Genomic DNA, 14,133 nt, shown 5'->3' on the forward strand with positions numbered 1-14,133 from the left:
TCATTGTTTATAGCGCGCTACGAAAAAAACTGGTTTTCTTCGCGCGCACAATAAATGTTTATGGGCATAAGAAAAATCATCTCTCAGCTATAGGAAATGAAAACGGTAGGTACCGGCAGCGCTATCGCCTGAAAATTTTATTTTATAAAGAATTTATAAACAAGTACTGTTTTCAATTAAATTTGGTATAATTAGACTAGTGCAGTGATTTAGGACGAATCGCAACACTAGTCTAAATTTTAGATGTAGGAGGGGGATATGAGCACTATTCAGTCAGATCACATTAAGATAGCTAATCTTGAGATGTCTGCAGCTAATGCTAAAGATGATGGTTCCTATATCATAATCGGAGGCGACAGGAGTATTGAGAGCAAAGCTTTTGAGGAGGCTGACAGGGTCATCAGTGAGCTCTTCGTCACACAAAAAGATGCCCTTCGTCTAAAGCTCCTATTCGAAGAGACAATGGCAATGCTAAAAGCTCTGGCGGTTGAGTATAGAGCGGAGATATGGTTTGAAAAAAAAGGGCAGGAGTGTAGTCTAAAGGTAGCGGCTAATGCCAACATGAATGCTCCGATGAAAAGAGAACTCATCGATATTTCTTCTGATAAGTCCAACACAGCAGCTGTAGGTATCATGGGCAAGATCGGTGACGTCATTGAAAACGGTATTCTTACCTATTGTGAAGTTATGAAGCTTAGTCAGGACAGCGGTTCTGCAGCAAGCGTCAATTTAATGGGTATATATGGCGGTCTTGATGGCGTTGAGCCTTCGGTAATGTGGTCCCTCTCCGATTACAAAGACAGCCTTCCGGAAGAAGATGATGAGGAAGATGAGGAGGATCTCTCCGATGAACTGGAGAAATCCATCATCGCTAACCTCGCCAAAGATGTACATGTCGGTGTTAAAGGTAATAAAATAGATATGACGATTCTTTACGAGCTTGAATCGTGAATATAATATTAAGCATAGCGAAACTGCCCCCATTTTTGAGGGCAGTTTTTATGTAGACTATAGTTTTTTGGGGTGGTTTTTTCATGTCGACCATTTGTAGGACACGAAATGTTAAGGTATCATCGTAATAATTGAGAGATGATATAAAAACGGAAACGAATGTAAGCGCAGTGAACATTAGCCGCTTACGCTTAGACGGGAAATAGATGAAAAATGAGTAATCCTAATGCACAAACAATAATGGCGCTGAACCTGGCGCTGATAATGCAGCTGGCAGGAGTGGCGCTGGCGGTCTTTGTAGATCCATATGTAAAAAAGCTAAATAAGCTAAGGGTCTATCTTATAGTAGTAATTGTTCTTTTTTTAATGATTGAACCACAGATTACCGAAAGGTATATGACCGTACTTTTGAAAAATCATATAGCGCTATGGGATACAACCATGACAATAGCTGGCTATATACTGCGGACGGTCACCTTATATTTATTTATAAAGCTGAGCGGAAGCAGAAGGGGCACAAAAATCCTTTGGGCAATCTTAATTATAAATGCACTTGTCTGCCTGACGGCATTTTTTAAACCATGGGTATTCGTATTTAGCCCGGAAGGGTCATGGCACAGAGGACCTCTTGGATATGTGCCGTTCATAGCAAGCTTTATTCTGATTCTGTGGCTTGTTGTGGGATCTATCATGAGATATCGGGGAATAAAGAGAGAGGAAAGCAGCGTCCCTGTCCTGATCTCGGTTTTGGTGGTTATTGCGGTGCTGCTTGACTTAGACCTTGGCTTTAGTCCTCACATTTCTTTTTTGACAGTGGCTATGGCCGAGAGCACAGTGTTCTTTTATATATGGATGCATCTGCAGTTTGTAAGGGAGCATGAGGCGGCACTTAAGGCTGAGCAGAGAATTAAAATAATGATTTCCCAGATACAGCCGCACTTTTTATTTAATGCCTTGTCCACAATTCAGGCTCTTACCGAGACTGATCCGGAGAGAGCATCAAAGGTCATTGAAGAGTTTGCATTGTATTTAAGACAGAATATCAGCTCCCTTAATCAGGAGTCTCTGATTCCTGTGTCCAAGGAGATTGAGCACACAAAGGCATATTCTGATATTGAGGAGGTACGTTTCCCGACTATCAGAATTGATTATGACATTGAAGATGATGATTTTCTTCTTCCGCCGCTTACAATCCAGCCTATGGTTGAAAATGCCATACGTCATGGTGTAAGAGGTAAAAAGCATGGATGGGTATCGGTAAATACCTATCGTGATGGCAATAATCACGTGATCGCTATCCGTGACAACGGAAAGGGCTTTGATGTGGACAAGATGATCGAAGACACCAAAAACGGTGATCATATCGGAGTCCGCAATGTCCGCGATCGAATTATCAGTATGACCGGAGGTACCTTCAACATTGAGAGTGTTGTTGGAGAGGGTACTTCCATAACTATAGTAATACCGGGTTAAAGGAAAGTTTATGAGAGCAATATGTGTTGATGATGAGGCGCTTATCCTTCAGAGGACTGTGTCTCTGGTTAAAAAAACGAATATTTTTGATGATGTGGAATCCTTCATGGAGCCTGTGGAGGCCCTTGAATATCTTGATAGTAAAAAGGCTGACCTTGCGCTTCTTGATATAGATATGCCTGATATGGGCGGTCTGGAGCTTGCCACAAATATTAAGCAAAGATGCCCTGATATTAAGATCATCTTTTTGACAGGTTATTCCGAGTATGCAATAGATGCCTATGCAATGCACGCAACAGGCTATCTTTTAAAGCCAATAGGCTATGATAAGCTTCTTTCAGAACTTCAATATGCACTGGAGTCATCAGAATCCGGTGCGGGCAGCAGTAATACAACTAATGAGAATTCTTCAAGGATAAAGGTGGAGACCTTCGGATATTTTAATATTCTTGTGGATGGGAAGCCTGTAATTTTCAAGCGAAATAAGGCAAAAGAGCTTATAGCCTGTCTTGTGGACCGCAGAGGACAGTTTGTATCAAGGAAGGACATCTTCTACATTCTCTGGGAGGATGACGACTACGACAGGGCTAAACAGAAGTATCTTGATACGATAATAAGAAGTCTTAAGGACACTCTGGATGAATACGGAGTAGGTGATATTTTCGAATCTGAAAAGGGACTTATGCGAGTTGTTCCTGAAAAATTCGATTGCGATCTGTATCGTTTTCTTAATAATGACGAGGAGGCAATCGACAGTTTTCGCGGAGAATACATGAGCTCATACTCCTGGGCCTGTGAGACGGAAGGATACCTTTCGGATAGAAAATAATAAAAAAAATGACTTTTTCAAAAATAAAAATATTTGTGTGGACGTTTTGTAGGACACAGAGTGTTAATCTGACAAAGTCAAATAAATAACAAATTTCTTGAGGGGGAAATAGTTATGAATTATAGGTATGTTAAAAGTAGAACTGTTTTAGCACTCGCTGTAGCAATGGGACTTACAGTTGTTGCAGGATGCGGAAGTAAGGAAGGCACTGTAGAGGGTTCTGTAGAGACAGATATTTCTGAGAGCGAGACAGCACTTGATGCAGAGCCGGAGGGGAATGAAGAAGCAAATTCTTTAGCTTCTGCCGACGCCGGTTATGTAAAGACACTGAGCGAGGAAAGCGCTAAGGAAGAAGCAGCTGATGGAGAGGACTTAACATATGAGGATGCAAATGGCTGGAGAGTTAAGTATGATCCTGACAAGTTTGAAGTAAACGGCGGTGGCCCTGTGACAACCTTTGTTTATACAGGAGAGTCAGCAGGAACAAACGTGATAACCGTTACTTACACCGCAGAGGATAAGGCAGAAGATGCCATAAAGACTCTGGGCGATTCCTACGGAACGGACATAACTTATACGGAGAGTATTTTTCCGGGAACTGAGGACGTAAAAGGATACTGGGCATCAAGTACTGTTGATACCGAGGGCTCAGGGGCTTACATGACAGCAATTGCCAGAGACTATATGGACGGAGCTCTCATATTTGAGTTAACCGGTCATCATCAGGGTGATGATGAAGAGCGGAACATAGAAGTCAGTGACGATCTAGCGTCAATTATTGATTCACTTGAGTTTCCATATGAAAAATAAATCAAATTAGCAACAAAAATTGTATTTATGAGCAATAAAGTACTATATTAATTGAATTTTATAAGATAAAATAACAATATAACAAAAAAATTTTCTCAAAGAGGGGGAGAAAGTAAATGAAAAAAATACTGAAGTATTTGTCACTGTCAATGGCTATGGCAATGATGCTTAGCCTCATCATGGTACCTGCACTTAAGACAAGAGCAGCAGGTGCAGCTACAGTAACCAATGTTACTGCAAACAGCATGGATGTTTCCTGGACAGGTGGTACACAACCTTACAGCATTGGATGGAATGAGAATGCTGATACAGCAAAGACTACTCCTAATGCAACAGGCATCACAACTAATTCCTATAAGATCGAAAATCTTAAGGGCGGCACAAAGTATTATATTGTTGTAACAGATAGCACAAACACTATCATAGCAACAAACATGGTTGCCACAAACCTTGCAAAGCCCACAAATGTTCGCCAGGAATCATGGTCAACAAAGGGTAAGGTTAAGGTTGCATGGGATTATGACGGAAATGCATCCGGATTCCAGGTAGTTTATACAGATGATGACGGCGATCAGGCCAGCAAGGATATCACAGATATCAATACTAAGAGTATTGAGCTTGACATGAAGGATGTTAGATACTACAAGGTTATCATCCGCGCATATGTAATTCTTGACAACAACTCCAAGAAGTATGGTGAGTTCTCTGATACATTCACAACATTCGCACAGCCTGTAATCCAGGAGACAGATGATGGATTTGCTGTTTCTGTAACAAAGGGCGGCAAGCTCAGTGTTAAGTGGGAAAAGGTTAACGAAGCTCAGGGCTACGAGATCTATGTAAGCACAAAGAAGAACAACGGCTACAAGAGAGTTAAGAAGATCACCAACAAGACCACAACAAAGGCAACTTGTGCTAAGTTCAACGGCAAGAAGTTCAGCAAGAACAAGGAATACTACGTATATGTATGCGGCTACAGAACAAATGCCAGCGGCGGAATCAACAGATCAAGCTCCAACTATGTAGTATATTATCGCAAGGGCGATACATTCATCGCAAAGAAAAAGTAATTTAATAACAATTGTTAAATATCTTATGAGGGTGAGATAGAAAATGATAACAAAGAATTTTAGTATGGTAATTGCGGTGGTAATGACCAGTGCATTCGTCGCAACAGTGATGACCAGTGCACTAATCGTGGCTGTTATGGCCGGATTTTAAACCATTTAATAGGTGTGTTAACTATCATGCCGGGTATAGTAGAAAATACTATACCCGGTTTTTTATATAATTTTTGGCCTAATAGGAAACTCAAATTCTAATGTCAGGTGGCGTGATTTTTAATATTTGAAGGTGAGATAAACGAATTCTTAAATGTTAGTAAATAAGAGGCTCCTCGTGTTTACTTGCATGTTGAAAAGTGCTAATAATAGCCTTAGGGGGGACAACACAAGATTATTTGCTTTTTTGATAGTTTTTGTGAAAGGAGATCAATTCTTATGGGAAAGAGAGATTGTTTTAGAAGGTTTATAGCATCAACGATGGCAGTAGTTATGATGGCAGCACTTTGCTTAGTTGCTGTTCCTACAAAAGCAGTAGCTGCAGGTAAGATTTCCGTTGCGATCACTAAGAGCAGTGCAGAGCAGGATCTTACAGTAAAAGTTGGCAAGAAGCTTCAGCTCAAGGTTACAAAGAATGGCAAGACACTTGGGAAAACAGCTGTGACCTATAAGGTAAAGGGCAAAGCTATTTCCGTTACAAATACCGGCGTTATCATCGGTAAGAAAAAGGGTGATGCCCAGATTCAGGTAAAGGAAAAGAAGGGTAACTACAAAACAACTATCCACGTAGCAGTTACCGGAGCAAGCGGAACCAGTAAGAAGTATAAGATCGACAAGATTTGGCTCGACAGAGCGTCTCTTACTCTTGATCTCGATCAGGGATATCAGGCATGGGTATTCTGCTCAGGCGAAGATAAAGACCGCGGAAGCGTAATCTGGGGCACAGATAATGATGGAATCGCATCCGTAACAGGCAACGGCTTTATCAGAGCAACCGGACATGGATCAACACGTATTTACGCAACCAAGGGTGGCAGAACAGCTGCTATGATGGTTCACGTAAACTAATTTAAAGAGATTATTCTAAGCACCTTGGAGGAGAGGAAAGGAGCTGCGCGAAAAGCGCAGCTTCTTTTTGTGGAAGCAGAGCTATTAAGGATATTTGTAGAATATAAAATAAAAATAAAATATTAACGTAATACAGTTTTCTAAAGGTGGCAGGTAGTATAATTAAAAAAATGCTATTGGTGGGAAATATGGATACAGATAAGAGCATAGAACTGGAAAAACAACAGAAAATATCATTTATTTTGGTGGTGTGGAGATTTCCTGTTTTTTTCACATCACTACTTGCCGCGCTGGCGAGCGGATCTGTGGTTGTATGGCTAGAGTTTGCTGAAACTGCAAGTATTCTTATCCCCGGCGTAATTCTTTATGTGCTTTCGAAAAAGCTTAATGCGAATCTGAAGTACAAGTTCAATTATGGTTCCGGAAAGGTGGAGGCTATCACTGCCCTTGCCTGCGAGCTTTCAGATCTTGCCGGATTGTTCTGCGTTACATTTGTTTCGATAAAGGAGCTTTTTACAGGAAGTGAGAAATCTGAAGCTCTAAAATTTGCCTTAATTCTGAGTATTATAGGCTTTATAATCGATGCATTCATTATGTGGCGACAGAAAAAGCTTTTGGAAAACAGTAGTAGTAAGATGTTTCACACAGCTTTTGTGAGTGCCTGGAAGGAGTTTGCATTTGACGGAGCTGCTATTGTAACACTTGTTATCTCTTTGAAATTTCAGGACTCTGATTGGATCGGATACTTTTCACCGATCGTATGTCTTCTCATGGTGATTCCTTTCTCGCTAATAGTTTTGCATCATCTGAGGGAGTCGGTTGAGGAGCTTATTGACAGAACTCTTGATGAGGAGAGTCAGCTTAAGATTATAAAGGTTCTTAATGAGTTTTTTGACAGTTATGAGGAGCTCGGAGAGGTTAAGAGCAGGATAACCGGACAGGAGAAATACATTGATATCGAGCTTGTGTTCAAGGAGGATATGGAGTATAGAGAGGTCAGGCAGATAGCCACGAAAATAAAGGATCGTGTTCAGGAAGAAATGGAAAACAGTAATGTCAACATTGTGATTTTATAGTTTAGGAGAGAAGCCTATGATACTTGAAAACATCGTTAAAAGAAGAGATATGGTATCATGTGTGCTTTGCCAGGATCCTCCCTGTACCAAAGCCTGTAAAAAAATGGATCCCGGGAAGGCGCTTTTTAGAATCTGGTTTGACAATCAGGATATAGCTGCTCTGGAGATTCCTGAGAGTAATATCTGTGCAAAGTGTGATGCTCACTGCGAAGCTGCATGTATAAGCCGCGGCAGAGTTCCGATTCAGAGGATCATGTCAACTTTGAATAAAAAGGTGACACCTGAGGCTGAGATTGATATACCTGAAGATGATGACAGGCTTAAGTGCGATCTCTGCGGAATACCGCTTGAGAATCCTTTTTTACTGTCATCATCCGTTGTTGCATCCACGTATGATATGTGTGCAAGGGCCTTTGAGGCCGGCTGGGCGGGTGCATGCTTTAAAACAATATGCTCGCTCGACATTCATGAGGCATCCCCCAGATTTTCGGCTATCGAGGGAGATAGCGGCAGCATAATAGGCTTTAAAAATATTGAACAGCTTTCTGACCATAGCGTTGCTGAGAATATGGAGATTTTCAGGAGGCTCAAGGAAAAATATCCCACCAAGTTCATTCTTGCGTCTATCATGGGACAGAATGAGGAAGAGTGGGAATCTCTGGCAAGGCAGTGTGAGGAAAATGGCGCAGATGCAATAGAGCTGAATTTTTCATGCCCTAACATGCAGGAGGATGGCCTGGGCTCTGATATAGGACAGGTTCCGGAGCTGGTTGAGAGGTTCACCGCTGCAGCAAAGAGGGGGACAAAACTACCTGTACTTGCAAAGCTCACACCAAACGTTGCGACCATGAGTCCTGCGGCAGAAGCCGCGATTCGCGGAGGGGCAGACGGAATTGCAGCCATAAATACTATTAAGAGCATTATAGGAGTAAGCCCCTATACCTATGTATCAGCTCCTGCAGTCAAGGGAAAATCGGCAATCGGAGGCTACAGCGGAAATGCCGTAAAGCCAATAGCCTTAAGATTCATTTCAGAGATTGGTCAGAATCCGAAATGCAAAGGTGCACATATCAGCGGAATGGGTGGCATCGAGACCTGGAGAGATGCGCTGGAGTTCATCCTGATGGGAGCAGGCTCGATTCAGATAACCACAGCTGTAATGCAGTATGGTTACAGGATTATTGATGAGCTGAAGGACGGACTTAATTATTATCTTGCTCAGATGGGAATTAAATCAGTAAAGGACATCGTGGGAGCGGGACTTGACTCCGTGAGTGATACTACTGACGTACTTGAACGCGATACAATCCTTTTTCCGAAATTTGATGAGGAAAAGTGCATTGGCTGCGGAAGATGCGTAATATCCTGTAATGATGGAGGCCATCAGGCAATCAGCTTTGCAAACAGAAGACCGAAGCTTGATGGAAGTAAATGTGTGGGATGTCATCTGTGCGTACTGGTTTGTCCTCAGGATGCAATCTCGCCCGGAAAAAAACGAATCAGCAGGAAAAAGTAGATTTTATAAATATTTCTCAAAATAAGGTATGCATTTTAGTGTATATTATGTTGTATAATGATATAAATTAGTGACAAAAATATAATCGGTCATTATTTATGAGTTTCTTATAATGAAGGGAGAAAAGTAATATGACAATCAACAAGGCAACAAATGGAAGCGAATTGGTGATGGCATTAACAGGAAGACTTGATACAACAACAGCACCTCAGCTTGACGACGAGATCAAGACCCTTGATGGTGTTGAGAAGCTTGTGTTCGATTTCCAGGGGCTTGAGTACATTTCATCAGCTGGTTTAAGAGTACTTCTTTCTGCACAGAAGATTATGAATAAGCAGGGTAGCATGGTTATCAAGAATGTCAGCGAAGAGATCAGCGAGATTTTCGAGGTAACAGGATTTGTTGATATCCTTACAATAGAATAACTTGACATTTGGTAAATGCAATCATATACTAGGGACAAATGAGAATCATTCTCAAAATGATTTTTAGGAAGTGATAAGTATGTTACCAAGTATTATTATAGTTATCGTTATTGCTGCACTTGTAGTGCTTGATGTCAGATATATCTTTCGCAAGAAGAAGCAGGGAGAGTGCATAGGATGCTCCTCATCAGGCTGCGGATGCGGCTCAGCCGATTGCCCTACTGCGAAGAAATTTGAAGAATATCACGCAAAGAAGCAGCAGTGAGAGATTTGAATTATTTAGAATAGTTAAAAACCAGGCTTTTGAGCCTGGTTTTTTTGTTGGGGTTATATTCCGGATTATGTGTAGCGTGATAGGAATATTGCGTCTGCTTAATAATTCATCATGCCCATACTCCGAAGGATTGTGGACCGATTATCAGCTCATCTGTGGTCTTTTCGGATTTTCCTATACCAAAGATGAGAGTACCTGTAACTGTGTTTACAATGTCACCATAAAGATCGTCTGAGGGAATCCGAACCTCCTCTGCGGAAGGATTTACAGCAAGAAGGAGATTGCCTCGTCTGTAAACAAGGACGCGCTCGTCCTTTCTTTCATAGACTACATCGAAATCAGCATCCGCCTGAAGGTCCTCATGCCCATGACGAAGTGCGATAAGGCTTCTTACGGTGTGGAGGATTGAATCAGGGTCCTTCTCGGCTTCGGAAAGGCTTGGTGCATCTGCGGAGCTATCCTGTGGAATGTAGAGTTTATCTGCAGGTGCGTCTGAGAAGCCAAAGTTTTTCTCGTTTTTATCCCACTGCATGGGTGAGCGTGAGCCGGTTCTTCCAAAGCCTCCTTCCTTGGTGCGAACCTCAGACAGATAACGCATCCCGATTTCGTCTCCGTAATAAAGGAAGGGAACTCCGGGCATTGTAAAGAAAAATGCGTAGGCAAGCTTAATCTCTGAGATGTCCAAAGCTCTGGTAACTCTGGGAGTGTCGTGGTTACAGGTGATAAAGCTGATGTAGCCGTATTCTTTGGAACCTTCGTATTTGGGAAGGTAGTCTGCAAGGAAGCGCTGAGGACCATCGCCGCCATCCTTCTTGAAATAGCTGTGATCACCGCCTTCCGTCTCGCAGTCTCTTACGAGAACATTGTAGCCGTTTCCATGGTGATCGAGATAGAAGTCAGCGTGGAAACCATATTTAAGCGCGCACTCGGGGTTACACCACTCGGAAATAAGTGCTGCCTCCGGATAGTCATTATCCATCATCTCTCTGATATTGGTCCAGATTGCTCCGGTTGCACTTTTGACATCATCATCCTCTTTTACAAGAGAATCAGCCATATCCACTCTGAAACCGTCACAGCCCTTATCAAGCCAGAAGCGCATGATATCCTTAAGAGCTTCTCTGGTTGCTATGCAGGAAGGGTGATCGACGGGAAGCTGCCATTTTTCAGTGATATTAAGAACGCCGTAATTAAGGGCGGGCTGGCACTTGAAGAAATTCAGCATGTAACAGCCGTCGCGCTCAGCTTCACCTCCGATATAGGGGTGACCACCGATACCGCAAAAAGCGCCGTTAGTCCAGATATAGCGGTCAGAGAATTCGTTTCTGTCAGCTTCACAGCTTTTCTTAAACCACTCATGCTCCTCTGAGGTGTGACCGGGAACCAGATCTAAAAGGATCTTTATGCCCTTCTTGTGGGCCTCTTCGAAGAGTCTTACAAGGTCGTCGTTTGTTCCGTACCTAGGCGCTACCTTCTTGTAATCACGCACATCATAGCCCGCATCCTTGAAGGGTGAATCGAAGAGGGGGTTGAGCCATATTGCATTACAACCAAGCCCCTTCACATAATCGAGCTTTTCAATGATACCTTCGATATCGCCGATACCGTCCCCGTTGGTATCATTAAAGGATTGGGGATATATCTCATAAAATACTGCATCTTTTAACCACGCCGGCATAATTATGCCCTCCTTCTATAAAAATAGATTGATTAAGTGCTTTCAAATTCTGTAAAAACAGATTGGAAAAACTGTTTAGGTAATCTGTTTAAAAAAGACTAAACAATTACCTTGAAATTCCGCTCCAACACTTGCGGAAAACGTTTTTTTAAACACCTAACATTAAAGCATATATGTGAGGGTAAATTCAAGAATATTTTGTGAAATGATTTGCAATTAGTGTTAGCAAATGCTAACATATATCAATGTATTATATTGTGTTCAATCAATTTAAATGATAAAATATATCAAAAAAAGGTATTATTTTTGAGATATTTTATCAGTTGAAATAGGAATATAGTCAGAGAAAATCTATTATAGAGGTAATTTGCTTATGAATATGGATACTGTTATTGGAATTTTAATACCGTTTGTAGGAACCGCTCTTGGCTCGGCCTTAGTTATGTTCATGAAAAGGGAACTTGATACGCAGGTGCAGCGAGCGCTGACAGGCTTTGCCAGCGGAGTCATGGTGGCGGCTTCGATCTGGAGTCTTATTGTGCCGGCTCTTGATCAGGCAGAGGGCATGGGAAAGCTTTCATTTTTACCCGTTGCTGTGGGCTTCTGGCTTGGAATTTTATTCCTGCTGTTACTGGATAGCGTAATACCGCATTTGCACATGAATGCGGAGAAGGCTGAGGGTCCTAAGTCAAAACTGCAGCGAACAACCATGATGGTTCTTGCCGTTGCACTTCATAACATTCCCGAGGGAATGGCAGTTGGTGTTGTATATGCCGGCTTCTTGTCAGGCAATTCTTATGTGTCCGCGGGCGGAGCGCTGGCGTTGTCCATTGGTATTGCCATTCAGAACTTCCCCGAGGGAGCGATTATTTCTATGCCGCTTCACGCCAATGGAAAGACCAAGTTCAGGGCTTTCCTTGACGGTGTTTTGTCAGGTGCCGTGGAACCAATCGGTGCACTTCTTACAATTTTTGCCTCAGGACTAATCGTACCTGCGATGCCTTATCTTCTCAGCTTCGCCGCCGGCGCGATGATGTACGTCGTTGTCGAGGAGCTGATTCCCGAGATGTCAGAGGGCGAACATTCAAACATCGGAGTTCTTATGTTTTCACTTGGATTTACACTTATGATGGCGCTGGATGTTGCGCTTGGATAAAATATAAAATTTCCATATCAATGTCACCGGGGCACCGAACAGGCTTATTTCTTACTTTCGTGCCTCAGAACATTCCAAAATCACACATATAAACATAGGCAGATTTTGTAATTTCGGCATAGAAAGTAAGAAATAAGCCTGTTCGGTGCCCCGGTGACAATGATATTAGAATATATCCAAAAGAGACCAAGGCTTAGTGTCTTTTCGGGTATGAGAAGTTTTAGAAAAATAGTGTTTCGTTGACAGAATTGGCGACATGGTAATATAATGAAGCCAATTTTGGAGGAAACCGTAGTTGGATATTAGAAGATTTCTTGGGAAAAGAAATAGCATGATAGAAACTATGATTGCCATGCTCGGTATGGCAATGCTTGTTGTCGTGCTTTTTTCCGCAGTCTTTGTAGCATCCGAATCACAGCATGACTGTGATGGAGATGAGTGCCCTATATGTGCGGTACTTCAGCAGTGTGAGAATAACCTTAACCAGCTGGGAAGCGGAATTGTGCCGCTTGCAGTGGCTGTTATGGTTGTTTTCTATCTTATTGCCGGAGTGTCTGATTCCGGTGTATTTCGCATTTTTTCCACACCCGTTTCAAATATGGTGAGACTGAACAATTAAGGTAGAGAAGCTGTTTTTGTACCTTTTTTTGTCATGTCAAAATTTACGGCCTTACTATGCACATTCATAAGTTTTTGCAGCTTTTATGCTTTGTGTAGAGAGAATAAGGCTTAATAATCATATTTGGAGGAAAAGTTAATATGAAAAAATTTATATCTGTAACTGCGTTTGCAATGGCATCATTGCTTGTTTTTTCTGCGTGCGGAAATGTACAGGCCAAAGAAAATAGTGAGGGCAGCAGGTTAAAGATCGTTACCACTATTTTTCCTGAGTATGACTGGGTATGTCAGATTCTTGGGGATAAAAAGGATGATGCCGATGTTTTCATGCTTCTTGATAACGGAGTGGACCTTCACAGCTATCAGCCTACTGCAGAGGATATCATGAACATTGCTGATTGTGACATGTTCATATATGTTGGCGGCGAGTCTGATGAATGGGTTGAGGATGCACTTAAGGAGAAGGTCAACGACAACATGAAGGTCATAAATCTCCTTGAGGTTCTGGGCGACAAGGTTAAGGAAGAGGAGCTCGTTGAGGGCATGGAAGGCGAAGAAGAGGAAGACGGAGAAGCGTCCGATGCTGAGTCTGAAAACGCCGAAGATGCAGAGGATTCAGAAGAGGAGGAAATCGAGTACGACGAGCATGTATGGCTCTCTCTTAAGAATACGGAGATAATCGCTAGTGAGATTGCTGCTGAGCTTGAAGCTCTGGATCCTGACAACAGCGATGTTTACATTGAGAATGCGGCTTCTTACGTGAAGGAGCTTGAGGCACTGGATGCGGAATATGAAAAGGTGGTTTCAGAGGCGGACGTTAAGACTGTTCTTTTCGGAGACAGATTCCCCTTCAGATATCTGACAGATGATTACGATCTCGATTACTATGCAGCATTTGTAGGATGCTCCGCAGAGACAGAGGCAAGTTTTGAAACAATTGTTTTTCTTGCTGATAAGGTTGATGCACTTGGGCTTAAGAGCGTACTTACCATCGAGGGTGCAGATCACAAGATTGCTGACACAATCGTTCAGAACACAAAAACCAAGGATCAGCAGATTCTTACCATGGATTCAATGCAGAGCACAACCTCAAAGGATGTGGCAGGCGGCGCAAGCTACCTGCAGATCATGAAGGACAACCTTGAGGTTCTCAGTGAGGCACTTGGAGCTGTGAACTAATTTGCTGATAAGTAAAAGT

At 42.3% G+C, this 14,133-nt stretch carries 14 protein-coding genes; 13 read left to right on the plus strand and 1 reads right to left on the minus strand.

What is annotated here, in order from left to right; all coding sequences use genetic code 11:
- Positions 1-258 precede the first annotated feature (258 nt).
- The 10 genes from G586_RS0113035 (at position 259) to G586_RS23070 (ending at position 9,474) form a co-directional block, all read left to right on the plus strand.
- Positions 259-951 carry a hypothetical protein gene (locus G586_RS0113035; protein WP_026528109.1) on the plus strand — a complete coding sequence of 231 codons (693 nt, stop codon included), beginning with the start codon at positions 259-261 and terminating at the stop codon, positions 949-951.
- Between the two features lie 213 nt (positions 952-1,164).
- Entirely contained in the window at positions 1,165-2,424 is a 1,260-nt protein-coding gene (locus G586_RS0113040) for a sensor histidine kinase (RefSeq protein WP_026528110.1), read from the plus strand.
- Between the two features lie 10 nt (positions 2,425-2,434).
- Complete coding sequence (locus G586_RS0113045; RefSeq protein WP_026528111.1) at positions 2,435-3,253, plus strand: response regulator; 819 nt, start codon at positions 2,435-2,437, stop codon at positions 3,251-3,253.
- 114 nt (positions 3,254-3,367) lie between these two features.
- On the plus strand, positions 3,368-4,063 hold the full coding sequence (locus tag G586_RS0113050) for a hypothetical protein (RefSeq protein WP_026528112.1): 696 nt from the start codon (positions 3,368-3,370) through the stop codon (positions 4,061-4,063).
- Positions 4,064-4,179: 116 nt separating this feature from the next.
- On the plus strand, positions 4,180-5,133 hold the full coding sequence (locus G586_RS0113055) for a fibronectin type III domain-containing protein (protein ID WP_026528113.1): 954 nt from the start codon (positions 4,180-4,182) through the stop codon (positions 5,131-5,133).
- A gap of 429 nt (positions 5,134-5,562) precedes the next feature.
- The gene (locus G586_RS0113065; protein ID WP_026528114.1) at positions 5,563-6,192 is read left to right on the plus strand and encodes a hypothetical protein; all 630 of its coding nucleotides are present in this window, start codon (positions 5,563-5,565) and stop codon (positions 6,190-6,192) included.
- Positions 6,193-6,380: 188 nt separating this feature from the next.
- Complete coding sequence (locus tag G586_RS0113070) at positions 6,381-7,268, plus strand: cation transporter (RefSeq protein WP_026528115.1); 888 nt, start codon at positions 6,381-6,383, stop codon at positions 7,266-7,268.
- A 16-nt stretch (positions 7,269-7,284) separates the two neighbouring features.
- Positions 7,285-8,784, plus strand: a complete 1,500-nt coding sequence (gene preA, locus G586_RS0113075; RefSeq protein ID WP_051204793.1) for an NAD-dependent dihydropyrimidine dehydrogenase subunit PreA — start codon at positions 7,285-7,287, stop codon at positions 8,782-8,784.
- 131 nt (positions 8,785-8,915) lie between these two features.
- Positions 8,916-9,209, plus strand: a complete 294-nt coding sequence (locus G586_RS0113080) for an STAS domain-containing protein (RefSeq protein ID WP_026528117.1) — start codon at positions 8,916-8,918, stop codon at positions 9,207-9,209.
- A 79-nt stretch (positions 9,210-9,288) separates the two neighbouring features.
- Positions 9,289-9,474 (plus strand): FeoB-associated Cys-rich membrane protein, encoded by a 186-nt coding sequence (locus tag G586_RS23070; protein WP_035773302.1) that lies wholly within the window; start codon positions 9,289-9,291, stop codon positions 9,472-9,474.
- A gap of 118 nt (positions 9,475-9,592) precedes the next feature.
- Here the strand turns inward: G586_RS23070 and G586_RS0113090 are convergent, their stop codons facing one another.
- The gene (locus G586_RS0113090; protein ID WP_026528118.1) at positions 9,593-11,161 is read right to left on the minus strand and encodes an alpha-amylase family glycosyl hydrolase; all 1,569 of its coding nucleotides are present in this window, start codon (positions 11,159-11,161) and stop codon (positions 9,593-9,595) included.
- A gap of 373 nt (positions 11,162-11,534) precedes the next feature.
- Between G586_RS0113090 and G586_RS0113095 the strand changes: the two genes are divergently transcribed.
- The 3 genes from G586_RS0113095 to G586_RS0113105 all read left to right on the plus strand — a co-directional run bounded on the left by G586_RS0113095 (position 11,535) and on the right by G586_RS0113105 (position 14,114).
- Entirely contained in the window at positions 11,535-12,317 is a 783-nt protein-coding gene (locus G586_RS0113095) for a ZIP family metal transporter (RefSeq protein WP_026528119.1), read from the plus strand.
- Between the two features lie 295 nt (positions 12,318-12,612).
- On the plus strand, positions 12,613-12,936 hold the full coding sequence (locus G586_RS0113100) for a hypothetical protein (protein ID WP_026528120.1): 324 nt from the start codon (positions 12,613-12,615) through the stop codon (positions 12,934-12,936).
- A gap of 140 nt (positions 12,937-13,076) precedes the next feature.
- Positions 13,077-14,114: a metal ABC transporter substrate-binding protein gene (locus G586_RS0113105; RefSeq protein ID WP_026528121.1), complete on the plus strand. Its 1,038-nt coding sequence runs from the start codon at positions 13,077-13,079 to the stop codon at positions 14,112-14,114.
- Positions 14,115-14,133: the final 19 nt, after the last annotated feature.

This window comes from Butyrivibrio sp. VCD2006, assembly GCF_000423925.1.
In the GTDB taxonomy this organism is placed as follows: domain Bacteria; phylum Bacillota; class Clostridia; order Lachnospirales; family Lachnospiraceae; genus Butyrivibrio.